The sequence below is a fragment of the Streptomyces sp. NPDC059373 genome (assembly GCF_042751495.1).
Classification (GTDB): Bacteria; Actinomycetota; Actinomycetes; order Streptomycetales; family Streptomycetaceae; genus Actinacidiphila.
The window spans coordinates 23,914-36,981 of the sequence record NZ_JBHYXC010000010.1; the positions used below are offsets into that span (position 1 = coordinate 23,914).

13 protein-coding genes are annotated in these 13,068 nt (G+C 71.7%); 4 read left to right on the forward strand and 9 right to left on the reverse strand.

Annotated elements, in window-relative coordinates:
* The first annotated feature begins 39 nt into the window (after positions 1-39).
* Positions 40-207, forward strand: a complete 168-nt coding sequence (locus ACFXJ5_RS16605; protein WP_384631105.1) for a hypothetical protein — start codon at positions 40-42, stop codon at positions 205-207.
* Here ACFXJ5_RS16605 and ACFXJ5_RS16610 read toward each other — a convergent pair.
* Complete coding sequence (locus ACFXJ5_RS16610; RefSeq protein WP_384631106.1) at positions 197-1,000, reverse strand: site-2 protease family protein; 804 nt, start codon at positions 998-1,000, stop codon at positions 197-199. The genes ACFXJ5_RS16605 and ACFXJ5_RS16610 overlap by 11 nt on opposite strands.
* A 407-nt stretch (positions 1,001-1,407) precedes the next feature.
* Between ACFXJ5_RS16610 and ACFXJ5_RS16615 the strand changes: the two genes are divergently transcribed.
* Positions 1,408-4,743, forward strand: a complete 3,336-nt coding sequence (locus ACFXJ5_RS16615; protein WP_384631107.1) for a BTAD domain-containing putative transcriptional regulator — start codon at positions 1,408-1,410, stop codon at positions 4,741-4,743.
* Here the strand turns inward: ACFXJ5_RS16615 and ACFXJ5_RS16620 are convergent.
* Together ACFXJ5_RS16620 and ligD are read right to left on the reverse strand one after the other, a co-directional pair.
* Positions 4,712-5,524, reverse strand: coding sequence for an ATP-dependent DNA ligase (locus tag ACFXJ5_RS16620; RefSeq protein WP_384631108.1), 813 nt, complete (start codon positions 5,522-5,524; stop codon positions 4,712-4,714). The genes ACFXJ5_RS16615 and ACFXJ5_RS16620 overlap by 32 nt on opposite strands.
* Positions 5,521-6,423 carry a non-homologous end-joining DNA ligase gene (gene ligD, locus ACFXJ5_RS16625; protein WP_384631109.1) on the reverse strand — a complete coding sequence of 301 codons (903 nt, stop codon included), beginning with the start codon at positions 6,421-6,423 and terminating at the stop codon, positions 5,521-5,523. The genes ACFXJ5_RS16620 and ligD overlap by 4 nt, the downstream gene beginning before the upstream one ends.
* 32 nt (positions 6,424-6,455) lie before the next feature.
* Between ligD and ku the strand changes: the two genes are divergently transcribed.
* Positions 6,456-7,346 (forward strand): non-homologous end joining protein Ku, encoded by an 891-nt coding sequence (gene ku / locus ACFXJ5_RS16630; RefSeq protein ID WP_384631110.1) that lies wholly within the window; start codon positions 6,456-6,458, stop codon positions 7,344-7,346.
* Between the two features lie 268 nt (positions 7,347-7,614).
* Here ku and ACFXJ5_RS16635 read toward each other — a convergent pair whose 3' ends face one another.
* Positions 7,615-8,676 (reverse strand): PHP domain-containing protein, encoded by a 1,062-nt coding sequence (locus ACFXJ5_RS16635; RefSeq protein ID WP_384631111.1) that lies wholly within the window; start codon positions 8,674-8,676, stop codon positions 7,615-7,617.
* Positions 8,677-8,753: 77 nt separating this feature from the next.
* Here ACFXJ5_RS16635 and ACFXJ5_RS16640 point away from each other — a divergent pair, with 77 nt between their 5' ends.
* Entirely contained in the window at positions 8,754-9,218 is a 465-nt protein-coding gene (locus tag ACFXJ5_RS16640) for a group II truncated hemoglobin (protein ID WP_384631112.1), read from the forward strand.
* 19 nt (positions 9,219-9,237) lie between these two features.
* Here the strand turns inward: ACFXJ5_RS16640 and ACFXJ5_RS16645 are convergent, their stop codons facing one another.
* The 5 genes from ACFXJ5_RS16645 to ACFXJ5_RS16665 are packed head-to-tail and all read right to left on the reverse strand — an operon-like array spanning position 9,238 to position 12,969.
* Entirely contained in the window at positions 9,238-10,053 is an 816-nt protein-coding gene (locus tag ACFXJ5_RS16645) for an ABC transporter permease (protein WP_384631113.1), read from the reverse strand.
* Positions 10,050-11,057, reverse strand: a complete 1,008-nt coding sequence (locus ACFXJ5_RS16650) for an ATP-binding cassette domain-containing protein (RefSeq protein ID WP_384631114.1) — start codon at positions 11,055-11,057, stop codon at positions 10,050-10,052. Before ACFXJ5_RS16650 ends, ACFXJ5_RS16645 begins: the two co-directional genes overlap by 4 nt.
* A gap of 54 nt (positions 11,058-11,111) precedes the next feature.
* Complete coding sequence (locus ACFXJ5_RS16655) at positions 11,112-11,834, reverse strand: anti-sigma factor family protein (protein ID WP_384631115.1); 723 nt, start codon at positions 11,832-11,834, stop codon at positions 11,112-11,114.
* Complete coding sequence (locus tag ACFXJ5_RS16660) at positions 11,831-12,406, reverse strand: sigma-70 family RNA polymerase sigma factor (protein WP_127360140.1); 576 nt, start codon at positions 12,404-12,406, stop codon at positions 11,831-11,833. Before ACFXJ5_RS16660 ends, ACFXJ5_RS16655 begins: the two co-directional genes overlap by 4 nt.
* Before the next feature lie 17 nt (positions 12,407-12,423).
* Positions 12,424-12,969 carry a hypothetical protein gene (locus ACFXJ5_RS16665; RefSeq protein ID WP_384631116.1) on the reverse strand — a complete coding sequence of 182 codons (546 nt, stop codon included), beginning with the start codon at positions 12,967-12,969 and terminating at the stop codon, positions 12,424-12,426.
* Positions 12,970-13,068 lie beyond the last annotated feature (99 nt).

A 13,068-nucleotide genomic window follows, 5' to 3' on the forward strand; every position in this document is an offset into this window, starting at 1 on the left:
TGGCCCGGTCCGTACGTGACCCGACAGGAGCCGCCCCCCATGCCCCGCCTCGCCCTCTACGCCTTCGTCGTCTGCGCCCTCGCCGTCGCCGCCGCCGTCGTCTCCTTCGTCCAGGGCAGTTGGCTCGGCATCCTCTGGGTCCTCATCGCGGGCGTGTCCAGCAACATGTGCTGGTACTACCTGCGGCGGGGCAGGCTCAACCGCTGAGGTAGCTGGTGCACAGCTCGGGATCGCCCTGCCAGAAGCGGAACCACTCCTGACCGCAGTACGTGAACAGGTCGTGCACCCCGAAGGTCCGCATGATCCCGTCCACCAGGCCGAAGAACGCGGTGTTCACCTCAGGGATCCACAGGATCCCGAACACCGCCAGCAGCCCGAACTGCGCGAACGGCTCCACCTGCCTGCGGATGCCGTACGACAGCCACGGCTCCACGATCCCGTAGCCGTCCAGCCCCGGCACCGGCAGCAGATTCAGGATCGCCGCCGTCACCTGCAGCATCGCCAGAAACGCCAGCGCCGACAGAAACGGCCCCGGCACGCTGTCGAACGCCCCCAGCGCGAACGGCGCCAGCAACACCACCGCGCACGCCACATTCACCAGCGGCCCCGCCGCCGAGATCAGGCTGTGCTTCCACCGCCCGCTGATCCGCCCCCGCTCGATGAACACCGCCCCGCCCGGCAGCCCGATCCCGCCCAGGATCACGAAGATCACCGGCAGCACGATGCTCAGCACCGCGTGCGTGTACTTCAGAGGATTGAGGGTCAGATAGCCCTTCGCCCCGATCGTGATGTCCCCGCCATGCAGCGCGGTCCGCGCGTGCGCGTACTCATGCAGACACAGCGACACCACCCACCCCGTCACCACGAACAGGAACACCGCGAACCCCGTACTCGCCGAGGCGCCCGTCCACACCCCCCAGCCCGCCACCCCCATGATCGCGACCAGCCCTATGAAAATCGGGCTGATCCGCCGCTCGCTACGCGTTGCTGCGGTGGTCATCTCGCGGGGCTCCTCTTACGGGTCTTACGGGCGGGCACAAGTTCCTGGCCGCCCGATCATGTCACCTGTCCCCCAACCGCACGAGTGCCTCCCGCTCCGTGGGCCTTTTCCCGCAACGAGGGGGCAAGCCGGGTTGTGGGTAGGCCGTCCGCCTGAGGCGAGCGAAGCGAGGTGGGGGTCCCCCCGGCCGAAGGCTGGGGGGAGGGCTGGCACAACCCGGCCACGCACCCACCCGGGGTCCAGGGGCAGCGCCCCTGGTTTCGGGAAGGGGCGGGGTGGGGGAACCGAATCCGCCCACGGACCCGCAGCCCCCGACGGACGGAGTCCGGCGCAGCCGGGCGCAACCCATGAGGCCCCCGGGGACCTCACGGTGCGAGGGCGGGGTCAAAGATAGGCAGAATGGGCCCGTGCGCTACGGGATTTTGGGGACGACGCAGGCTTACCGGGACGACGGCACCGCCATGCCGCTGTCCGGGACGCGGTTGCGCGCACTGCTCGCCGCGCTGGCGCTGAGCGCGGGTCGGGTGCGGACGACGGACGGGCTGATCGGCGAGGTGTGGGACGGGGAGCCCCCGGCGGACGCGGCGGGGGCGTTGCAGGCGCTGATCGGCAGGCTGCGCCGGGCGATCGGGCACGAGGCGATCGGCTCGGTCGACGGCGGTTACCGCCTCGACGCCCCGCCCGACGCAGTCGACGCGCACCGGTTCGAGCGGCTCGTGGACGAAGGCGGCCAGGCCCTCGCCGACGGCGACGCGGCGAAGGCCGCAAACGCCCTGGACGACGCGCTCGCGCTGTGGCGCGGCCCGGCGCTCGCCGACCTGCCGGACCGGACCTCGGCCGCGCAACGCTACGACGCGCTGCGGCTGAACGCCCAGCGGCTCCGCCTCACCGCCGAGGTGACCCTCGGCCGGGCCGAGCAGGCGCTGCCCGAGCTGACCGGCCTGACCGCCGCGCACCCCCTGAACGAGCCGCTGCAGGCACTCCGTATCCGCGCGCTGCGCGAGGCGGGCCGCCCGGCCGACGGGCTCGCCGCGTACGAGGAGGTCAGGCGGACCCTCGCGGAGGAGCTGGGCGCGGATCCGGGCCCCGAACTGCAGGCGCTGTACGCCGAGTTGCTGGCCGCTCCGGAACCGGTCGCCCCGCGGACCCCGCGGAGCGGCAACGCCCGGGCCCGCCTGACGAGCTTCGTGGGCCGGGAGGCCGACCTCGCAGCACTGCGCGCCGACCTCACGACGGCGAGGCTCGTGACGCTGACCGGGCCCGGCGGCACGGGGAAGACCCGGCTGTCCCAGGAGGCCGGCGACCTGGAGGCGAACCGCTGGCCGGACGGCGTGTGGTTCGCGGAGTTGGCCCCGGTCGAGGACCCCCGTACCGTCCCGGAGGCGGTGGTCAACGCGCTGGGCCTGCGCGAGACGCAGCTGCACGGCGGCTCGGCGGCCGAGGCCGCGATAGCGGCGAAGAACAAGGCGAAGGACGCGGCGCTGCAGCTCGCCGAGTACTGCGCCGGGCGCCGCCTCCTCCTCGTACTGGACAACTGCGAGCACGTCATCGACGCCGCCGCGGCGCTCGCCGAAGGGCTGCTGGAGCGCTGCTCCGGCGTGGCGGTGCTGGCCACCAGCCGCGAACCGCTGGGCGTACCGGGGGAGTTGGTGCGGCCCCTCGACCCGCTGCCGGAACCGCCCGCGCTGCGGCTGCTCGCCGACCGGGGCGCGGCGGCGCGGCCCGGCTTCACGCCGGACGAGGACCCGGAGGCCTGCGCCGAGCTGTGCCGCCGCCTGGACGGGCTGCCGCTGGCGATCGAGCTGGCCGCCGCCCGGCTGCGCGGGCTCACCCCGCGCCAGCTCGCGGACCGCCTGGACGACCGCTTCCGCATTCTGAACGCCGGCAGCCGGACCGTACTGCCGCGCCAGCAGACGTTGCGCGCGGTCGTCGACTGGAGCTGGGACCTGCTGGAGCCGGACGAGCGGGTGCTGCTGCGCCGCCTCGCGGTGTTCGCGGGCGGCTGGACCCTCGAAGCCGTCGAGGAGGTCTGCGCCGGGGACGGCATCGAGGCCGCCGACACCGCCGGGCTCCTCGGTTCCCTCGTTGACAAGTCACTGGTCCTCGCCGACCTCACCGACGACGGCGCCCGCTACCGCATGCTGGAGACCATCGCCGAGTACGCGGCCGAGCGGCTGGCCGCCGCAGGCGAGCGGCCCGCCGTCGAGCGCCGCCACATCACCCACTTCCGCGAGTACATCCGCACCGCCGACCCCAAGCTGCGCGGCCCCGAGCAACTGGTCTGGCTGGACCGTCTGGAGTGCGAGCACGACAACCTCCGTGCCGCACTGCGCCGGGCGATCGACGCGGGGGACGAGCACGAGGCGCTGGTCATCGCCCTGTCCTGCACCTGGTTCTGGGAGATGCGCAACTACCGTACTGAGCTGCGCTCCTGGCCGGACGCGGTCGCGGCGATGAGCGACGCGGACCCCTTCGCGGAGTCCGAGCCGCTCGTACCGCTGGACCACGGGCCGTTGGACCGGCCGCCGCCGTTGGCCCCCCTCCAGCTGCGGGAGGCCCGCCGCTGGGTGAAGCTGGCGGTCTACCTCGGCTATGAGGGCGACCTGGAGCGCTGGACCGACCCCGAGGCGATCCGGATCGGCAGGGCCTTCGTGGCGGCCTATCCGCCCGAGCTGCCGCAGTCCAGCGTGCGGCCGGGGCTGCTGCGGCCCTTCGCCTGCTTCATGAGCGGCCAGTTCGAGCGGCTGGGCGAGCTGGCCGACGAGGCGGTGGCGAGCTGCCGCCGCTACGGCCGCGTATGGGAGCTGGCGTACATCCTGCAGTTGCGCGGCAAGGTCATGAACGACATCGCCGACAGCATGGAACCCTCGATGAACGACCTCCGCGAGAGCCGCGCGCTCTTCGAGCGGGTCGGTGACATCTGGGGTGTGACCGAGTGCCTCGCCGGCGAGGCGGAGACCACCGCCGGCCTCGGCGACTGGGCCCGCGCCGCCGAGTGCTGCCGCGAGGCGATCACGCTGTCCCGCCGGCTCGGCTCCCACCAGTACGAGCCGCTGCTGCACGTCCGGCTCGGCGACGCCCTGGTCAACAACGGTGAGACGGAGGAGGGTGAGCGGCTGCTGCGCGCCGGCATCGCCGAGGCCGAGCGGTTCGGCGCCAGCGGCGACGGCGCCGGCCTCTACGGCCGGGTGCTGCTGACCGGGCTGCTCGGCCAGCGCGGTGACGTGGCCGAGGGGCACGCCCTGATGGACGAGGCGCTCGCCGACATGCCCGCGACCGTGCCGTCGTTCATGGGCGGGCTGCTGCTGGGCATGAAGGGCTGGCTGCTGGGCATCGAGGGCGACCCCGTCGGCGGTCTGGCGATGATCGCCGAGGGCATCGAGCGTCTCCTCGGCCACCCCCTGACCTCCGCCATCGCCCCTCGCCTCGGCGTCCTGCTGCTCCCCATCGCCGTCACCACCGTCGCGCGCCTCCCCGAAGCCGCGGCCGGCCCGGACCACGACCGCTTCCGCCGCGCGGCCGTCCTGCAGGGCGCCCAGCCGCGACTGCGCCCGTTCGCCCTCGGCCCGTCCCAGGCGGCCGCTGTCGCCGAGGCCGTGGACACGCTGAAGCAGCGGCTGGGGGAGGAGGCGTACGCAGCCGCTTACGCGGAGGGCGCGGATGCCCCCGAGCTCACCATCGAGCGGGCGGTCGACTCGATGCGCGAGATGGTCACCCTGCCGGGCGCAGCCGCAGCACCGTGATCAGCCCGTGCCGACCGGTGCCCTGCAGCACCTCCACCGGCAGCGGTGCGTCGGGCCTGGGCGGTACGGGAAGCGCGGCCAGCTCCGCACGCAGCTCGGCGCCCAGCGGCGCGGTCTCGACCGGCCCGTCGCCCAGGTCGACCACCAGCGACGCCCCCGCCGTGCCGATCGCCATCGCGTCCTGGGGCACGCTGTGCCGTAGCTTCAGCCAGTCCCGCCGCCCCGGCCGGTACCGCTGGGCCCGGCCCTTGACGACCAGGCCCTCGATGCCACTGGCGGCGAGCCCGGCATACCAGGACTCGGCCTCCGCGCGGTCCACGGTCATCGGCACCGGCTGCAACGGCGGGCCGAGCGGGCCCAGCAGCGCGGCCAGGCCGAGGCGGCGCTCCTCGTACGGGCGGCTCCGCCAGTCCAGGCCGTTGCAGGCCAGCAGGTCGAAGGCCGCGTAGTTGGCGGCCGGCGTGTGCTGCCCGCGCAGCGACCGCTTCTGCAACGCCCCGAAGTCCAGCTTGCCCTCCCGCCAGATCACCAGTTCCCCGTCCAGCACCGTGCCCGGCGGCAGCGCCTCGGCCGCCTCGGCGATCTCCGGGAAGGTGCCGGTGACCACCCGCCCGGACCGGGTCTGCAACCGCACCGGCCCGGTGAGCACCACCAGCCGGTGCCCGTCGAACTTCGGCTCGTACGCACACCCGCCGGGCATGTCGCCCGGCTCGGGCAGCCGTTCCACCCGCCGGGCCAGCATGACCTCGACGGGCTGCGGAATCGGGTCGCCGGTCGTCACGGCAGCGTCCCCCTCCCGGCGTCGGCGTCCAGCCCGGCGGCCAGGTCACCGTGCTCCTCCACCCGCCGCATCACGTGCTCCGGCGCGAAGGCGAGGTCCTCCGCGCTCCGGCAGGCGGCCACCTCGTCCCAGGTCACCGGTGTCGCGACCCCCGGCCGCTCCCGCACCCGCACCGTGTAGGGGCAGGCGGTGGTCTTCGCCGACGCGTTCTGCGACCAGTCGATCAGCACCTTGCCGGCCCGCAGACTCCGGGTCATCGACACCACCACCAGCCCCGGATGCTCGTCCCGCATCCGTCCCGCCAGCGCCTTCGCATAGCCGGTCGCCGCCTTCGCCGCGGCCGGCACGAGCGGAGCGTACAAGTGCAGCCCCTTGCTTCCGGACGTCACCGGATACGCCGTGAGCCCGTCGTCCTCCAGCATCTGCCGCAGCCGCTCGGCGACCCGGCAGCACACCACCAGATCCGCCCCTTCCCCCGGGTCGAGGTCCAGCACCAGCCGGTCGTGCGCGTCCCGGCCCCCCTCGGCCTTCCATTGCGGCACATGCACCTCGAACGCCCCCAGGTTGGCCATCGCCACCAGCGCCGCCGTCGAGTCGACCACCACATGCGGCTGCGGGTCACCGTTGTACTGCCCCTCCGCCGTCCGCACCCACTCGGGCGTACCGTTCGGCGGCCGCTTCGCGAACCAGATCTGCCCGTCCGGCCCCTCCGGCGCCCGTACGAAGGACGCCAGCCGCCCGGCGGCATGCGGCACCAACGCCGCTGCGACCTGCGCGTAGTAGTGCAGCAGCTGGGCCTTGGTGTGGCCGGAGGCCGGGAAGATCACCTTGTCCAGGTGGGTCAGGACCACACGGCGGCCGTCGACCTCCACGGCCTGCCGCTCGGGTGAGGTCGGCATAGTCTGGAAAGTCCCCATGGAGGGACAAAAGTATGCGAAGTATGTGGAAAGGGTCGATCGGCTTCGGCCTGGTGTCCATCCCCGTCAAGCTCTACTCGGCCACCGAGGAGCACGGGGTCTCGCTCCATCAGGTCCACGCCGACGACGGCGGCCGCATCCGCATGAAGCGCACCTGCGAGAAATGCGGCAAGGAAGTCGCCTACGCCGACATCGCCAAGGGCTACGAGGACGACGCCGGCCGCACGGCCGTCCTCACCGACGCCGACCTCGCGCAGCTCCCCCTGCCCAGCAAGAAGCTCATCGACGTCCTGGCCTTCGTCGACGACGGCGACATCGATCCCCTCTCGCTGTCCCGCGCCTACTACGTCGGCGCCGACGCGGCCGCCTCCAAGCCCTACGTCCTGCTCCGCGAGGCCCTCCTCAAGAGTGGCAAGTCCGCCGTCACCAAGATCGCCCTCCGCACCCGCGAATCCCTCGCCCTCCTCCGTGTCCACGACGACGTCCTCGTCCTCCACACCATGTACTGGCCCGACGAAATCCGCTCTGCGAGCGGCCTCGCACCCTCGGACAACGTCACCGTCCGCCCCCAAGAACTCAAAATGGCCGAAAGCCTCATGGAAACCCTCTCCGAGGACTTCGACCTCACCGCCCTCCATGACGAATACCAGCACGCCCTCGACGAACTCGTCGCCGCCCGCCTCGAAGGCGAACCAGTACCGGAAATCGCGGAAACCGCCGCCGCCCCCGACAACGTCATCGACCTCATGGCAGCCCTCCAGGCCAGCATCGACGCCCGCGCGGACGAGAAGAAGTCGGCTGCGCCGGCGAAGAAGGCTGCCGCCAAGAAGGCTCCCGCCAAGAAGGCCGCGGCCAAGAAGGCTCCCGCCAAGAAATCCGCTGCCGCCCGCAAGAAGGCCGGCTGACCTGCGGCCCCTTTTTTTGCGCCTAGCCTCGTCCGTCCGAACGGGGTGCCGTCGACGCCCCTGCGGGGTGGGTGGCTGGGGTCGCGTTGGCGCCTGCCGGTGTGTGGCCGGGTTGTGCCAGCCCTCCCCCAGCCTTCGGCCGGGGGGACCCCCACCTCGCTTCGCTCGCCTTGCGGAACGTTCTCCCACAACCCGGATGGGCAAATTCAGCCCGTCCGGCGTTTGAGGACACGCCCGAAGGGCGTTCGGGGGAGGACAACGGGCCCGGTCAGGCGGCCGGGTCGCGGGTGCGGGTCCAGGCGAGGAGTTGGGGGGCGGGCCAGGTGTTGATGACGCGCCCGGGAGGGACACCGCATTCCTCGGCCCGGGCGCAGCCGTAGATCTGCCAGTCGAGCTGCCCCGGGGCATGCGCGTCGCTGTCGACGGAGAAGAGAACGCCCGCCTCGACGGCCTGGCGCAGCAGCCGCCGGGGCGGGTCGAGCCGCTCGGGCCGGCTGTTGATCTCGACGGCGGTGCCATAGGCCTGGCACGCGGCGAAGACCATCTCCGCGTCGAACTCCGACTCGGGCCGGAGCTTGCCCTCGTTACGACGGCCCTCGCCGCCGGCGACGAGGCGCCCCGTGCAGTGCCCCAGCACATCGACGTGCGGGCTGGCGACGGCGGCGACCATGCGCCGGGTCATCTCGGCCCGGCCCATCCGCAGCTTGCTGTGGACGGAGGCGACCACGACGTCCACGCGCTCCAGGAGTTCGACGCTCTGGTCGAGGGAGCCGTCCGTCAGGATGTCGCACTCGATGCCGGTGAGCAGCCGGAAGGGCGCGAGCCGGGCGTTGAGTTCGGCGACCATGTCGAGCTGCTCCCGCAGGCGTTCCGCCGAGAGCCCCCGGGCGACGGTGAGGCGGGGGGAGTGGTCGGTGAGGGCGGCCCACTCGTGGCCCAGGTCGATGGCGGTACGGGCCATGGCCTCGACGGGGCTGCCGCCGTCGGACCAGTCGGAGTGCAGATGGCAGTCCCCCCGCAGCGCGGCCCGCAGAGCGCCGCCGCCCTCCACCGGCGGCCAGGCGGACGCCGCCTCGGTCTCCAGCTTGGCCAGATACCCCGGCATCCGGCCCCCCAGGGCCTCCTTGACGACGCCCGCGGTCTTCGGCCCGACCCCCTTGACGGCTTCCAGCGTCCCGGCCTCGGCCCGCTCCTTGAGCTCACGCTCGGGCAGTGCGGCAATCGCGGCCGCCGCCGTCCGGAAGGCCCTGACCCGGTAGGTCGGCGCCTGGTCGCGCTCCAGCAGGAACGCGATCCGGTCCAGGGCCCGGACAGGCCCGAGGGGCTCCATAGGTCCAGCGTGCACGCTGGTTGCGCTGACCGCGAACCGTCGCGCGCGCCCGGGCACCGACGCACATGCTGGAGGTCATGACACAGAGACCAGAGCGAGCAGCGACCCTCTACGAGGCCGTCGGCGGCACCGACGGCCTGCGTCGGCTGAGCAACACCTTCTACGAAGCCGTCCTGGCCGACCCGCTCCTCGCCCCCGTCTTCGCGAACTTCACCCCCACCCACATCGAGCACGTGGCCGTCTGGCTCGCCGAGATCTTCGCCGGTCCGGCGGACTTCACCGCCGATCTCGGCGGCCATCAGGCGCTGCTCCGGGCCCACCTCGGGCTGTCGATCACCGAGGAGCAGCGGCTGCGCTGGATGGAGCTGATGACGACCGCGGTGGACAAGGAGCTTCCGGACGACGAGCTGCTGCGGCGCCGCGTCCTGGAGTACTTCGACTGGGGCACCCGGATCGCCCGTGACGTCTCCGCCGCCTCCGTGGGCGAAGACCTCGGCGACCCGGGGCCCACCCCGCGCTGGGGCTGGGACGGCCTGGCCTGACGGAGACCCGGCCCGGGGCTCAGGTCTTCTTGCGGAAGCGGGCCACCGCCAGCGGCGCCGTGATGAGCGTGATGCCCGCCGCCCAGGCGAGGGTCAGCCACACGGAGTGGGCGACGGGTCCGCCGTTGATGAGGTTGCGGCTGGCGTCGGCGAGGTTGGAGAGGGGATTGACCTCGGTGAAGGACTGGAGCCAGCCCGGCATCGTGGTCGGCTTGGTGAAGATCGAGCTGCCGAACTGGAGCGGCATGACGACGATCATGGCGAGTCCCTGAACCGACTGAGGGGTCTTGGCGACAAGGCCCAGCAGGATGAAGATCCACATCAGTGAGGCACCGAAGACGGTGGACAGGGCGACCGCCGCGAGCAGTCCGAAGACGCCCGTGCTGACGTGCAGCCCGAGGATGAAGCCCATGGTCAGCAGGATGATGGTGGCGATCAGCGCCCGGCCGACCTCCACGACCATCTTGGCGATCAGCACCGAGGACCTGGCTATCGGCATGGTCCGGAAGCGGTCCATGACGCCGGTCTTGAAGTCGGAGTTGATGCCGGTGCCGACCGCCATCGCGATGTTCATGCCCATCATCGCCATCAGGCCGGGGACCATGTAGTTGACGTACGCGGTCTGGCTACCTTCGAGGGCGCCCCCGAAGACGTACACGAACAGCAGGGTGAAGACGATCGGCATCAGCAGGGCGTCGAACATCGACTCCGGGTCCTGCTTGATCTGCATGATATTGCGGCGCACCAGCGCGCCGATATGCCGGAGGTTCGCCCGCAGGCTGATGCGTCCCTCGGCGGGAGCGGGGGCGGGGCGGGTCAGTACGGTCGCGCTCATGCCACGAGCTCCTTGTCTTCGTCGCGTACGCCGTCCTGTGCGTCAGGGCTTGGTACGTCTTCCGGGGAGGCCTTCTGGCCGGTGATGGCGAGGAACACCTCGTCCAGGCTGGGCAGATGGGTGCCGATGCCGGCGACGGCGAAGCCGCGTGCGCCCAAGAGGCCGACGGCCTCGGTCAGTTGCTCGTCGCTGACGATCGGAACATTCAGCACGCCGGCGGCGTGGTCCGGTGTCGACCCGGCGAGCACGGCCGCCATGGCGGGGAGCGTGCCGGGGTCGACCGGGCGGATCTGCAGGGTGCGGCCGCCGACCTTGGCCTTGAGCTCGTCGACGCGGCCGGCGGCGATCACGCGGCCGCGGTCGAAGACCGTCAGCTCGTGCGCGAGCTGCTCGGCCTCCTCCATGTACTGGGTGGTGAGCAGCACGGTCGCCCCCTCGGCGACCATCCGCTGGACCTCCTGCCACACCTCGTTGCGGGTGCGCGGGTCCAGTCCGGTCGTCGGCTCGTCCAGATACAGCACCGCCGGGTGCCCGATCATGCTGGCGGCCAGGTCGAGGCGGCGGCGCATACCGCCCGAGTAGCCCTTGGCGGGCCGCTTGGCGGCCTCGGTGAGGGAGAAGCGCTCCAGCAGATCGTCGGCGCGGGCCCGGGCTTCCTTGCGGGACAGATCGAGCAGCCGCCCGATCATGTAGAGGTTCTCCCGCCCCGACAGGGCCTCGTCCACCGACGCGTACTGTCCCGTCAGCCCGATCACCCGCCGCAGCTCGCGCGGCTGGCGCAGTACGTCGTACCCCGCCACCCGCGCCGTCCCGGCGTCGGGCTGGATCAGCGTCGACAGCACCCGCACCAAGGTGGTCTTGCCTGCCCCGTTGGGCCCCAGGACCCCGAGTACGGTGCCTTGCCGTACGTCGAGGTCCACCCCGTCCAGCGCCTTGGTGGCGCCGTAGTGCTTGACCAGGCCGCGCACTTCAACGGCGTTCTCGTACGTCCTCCGTGATGTCATGCGGCAACGATCGCGTGCCCCACCGACAGGGCGCCGACATACCGCCGACAGGAATCAGGTGTTCACCGACACCAGCCGTTCGCCCTTGGTCGTGACGACGTCCAGCCGGGTGATGTCGCTGGGCGACAGTCCGGCACCGCCCTCGATGGTCAGCGGTGTGGGCTGGGTGGTCGTTCCGTAGCCGGTGGCCGGGACGGACCAGGTGGAGACGGTCTGCTGGGAGCCGTCCTTGCCGATGGCGACCAGACGGCAGGTGAGAGGACCGGAGACGCCGGCGAGGGTGAGGTCGACCTGGGTGCCCCACTTCTTGGGTGTGAGGCCGACGGTGGCCTTCACGCCGGTGGAGGGGTCCTTGGTGGTGTGGGTCTCGGAGGCGGTGACCTTGGGGGCGGCCGAGCCGGAGTTGCCGGAGCTCGCCGCCAGGTAGGCCGCGGTCGGGCCGCCGACGACCAGCACGGCCGCCGCCACCAGCGAGAGCCAGCGGCGGCGGCGTTGGACGCCCCGCTCCGTGCTGACCCGGTCGACGAGCTTGCGCAGCATCGCGTCGCCGCTGGGCGGCACCGGTGATCCGGCGCCGGCCGGGCCGAGCTCGGCCAGGAGGGGGACGAGCCCGCTCAGCTCGTCGAGCTGCTCCCCGCATTCGGGGCAGACCGCGAGGTGGTGTTCGAAGCGTGCCATCTCGATGTCGTCGAGCACGCCGAGGACGTACGCCCCGACGTCGACATGGGGGTCACGGGGGTCGTGGGGCGCCCCGGGCCCGGAACCGTAGACCGTCACGAGGTGGTCACACCCCTCTCCTCCAGTGCGATTTTCAGTGAGCGAAGTGCGTAGAACACCCGCGAGCGGACGGTGCCCGGCGGAACGCCCAGCTCGGCGGCCGCCTCGTTGACTGTACGACCCTTGAAATAGGTCTCGATCAGTACCTGGCGGTGTGCCTCGCTGAGGTCGTCCAGGGCGTCGGATATCGTCATCAGCCGCAGAGAACGGTCGAGTTCGTCCTCGGCGGGCAGTTGGTCAAGGGCTGCGGGGGAGGCCTCCGGAGGTCTGGCCTGACGGCTGCGGTGACCGTCGATGACGATCCGCCGTGCGACCGTCACCAACCAGGGCCGCAGAGACCGGGCAGCGGGGTCGAGCCGCGACGCGCTTTTCCAGGCCCGGAGCAACGTCTCCTGTACGACGTCCTCGGCCAGATAGCGGTCGCCGCCGACCAGCCGCATGACATAAGCGAAGAGCGCGCCCGCATGGGCTTTGTACAGCTCCCGCATCAAATCTTCTTCCGGGGCTCTCCCGGCGCGGTGATCGGCCACGGCCCGATCCTGCCCTACCTGAGGCCGTCGGTCGAGTCCCATCAAAGCTTCCCCGATCATCAGTATCCTGACGGGTTGGTCGAGGTGCTGGGGCTGCTGCCTGCGGGCTCTCCAGCCTTCTGACCATCGGGTGTTGCTGCGTACCAGACCTGGCCGACGTCCTGTCCGTTGGTGTCGCCGGGTTGTTTGTCGCCGGTGTAGCGGTAGAGCGGCCAGCCGTTGAGGGTGAGCTGCATGGTGCCGTCGGGGCGCTTGATGCTGCCGACGAGGTTCTGGTCCACGCCCGTCACTTGCGTGTCGGAGACGGCCGCGGCGGCCGGCCATGTGGTCGCGCACTGATCGGTGCAGTTGGTGGTGGGTGGATTGTTCTTGTCGTTGTCGAAGCGGTAGAGCGTCCAGCCGCTGCCGTCGGTGACGATGTTGCCGCCGAGCGCGGCACTCGGCGCGCTCTTCAGGCCTGCGCTGGACTGCGGCTGGGACTGCGAGGGAGACTGTGCGGGCACCGAGTTCGACGGAGCCGTACTCGTCGTGGCGGACGAGCCGCAGGCGGTGGCGACGATCAGCATCGCCGCGGCGAACCCGCCCGCGACGGCGGATCGGCGCATGCTTGAAGTATTCATGTCACGGCCCCAGGCTGCTGCTTCACTCGGCTTTCCGCATTGAGCGGCGGACACCTGTAGATACGCAGCCGGGCCGGGCGTGGC

Bases quoted from the DNA above. Each gene is read 5' to 3' on its own strand.
- ACFXJ5_RS16605 (WP_384631105.1), top strand. From the start codon at position 40: ATGCCCCGCCTCGCCCTCTACGCCTTCGTCGTCTGCGCCCTCGCCGTC.
- ACFXJ5_RS16610 (WP_384631106.1), bottom strand. From the start codon at position 1,000: ATGACCACCGCAGCAACGCGTAGCGAGCGGCGGATCAGCCCGATTTTC.
- ligD (WP_384631109.1), bottom strand. From the start codon at position 6,423: ATGCCGACCTCACCCGAGCGGCAGGCCGTGGAGGTCGACGGCCGCCGT.
- ku (WP_384631110.1), top strand. From the start codon at position 6,456: ATGCGAAGTATGTGGAAAGGGTCGATCGGCTTCGGCCTGGTGTCCATC.
- ACFXJ5_RS16635 (WP_384631111.1), bottom strand. From the start codon at position 8,676: ATGGAGCCCCTCGGGCCTGTCCGGGCCCTGGACCGGATCGCGTTCCTG.
- ACFXJ5_RS16640 (WP_384631112.1), top strand. From the start codon at position 8,754: ATGACACAGAGACCAGAGCGAGCAGCGACCCTCTACGAGGCCGTCGGC.
- ACFXJ5_RS16645 (WP_384631113.1), bottom strand. From the start codon at position 10,053: ATGAGCGCGACCGTACTGACCCGCCCCGCCCCCGCTCCCGCCGAGGGA.
- ACFXJ5_RS16650 (WP_384631114.1), bottom strand. From the start codon at position 11,057: ATGACATCACGGAGGACGTACGAGAACGCCGTTGAAGTGCGCGGCCTG.
- ACFXJ5_RS16660 (WP_127360140.1), bottom strand. From the start codon at position 12,406: ATGGGACTCGACCGACGGCCTCAGGTAGGGCAGGATCGGGCCGTGGCC.
- ACFXJ5_RS16665 (WP_384631116.1), bottom strand. From the start codon at position 12,969: ATGCGCCGATCCGCCGTCGCGGGCGGGTTCGCCGCGGCGATGCTGATC.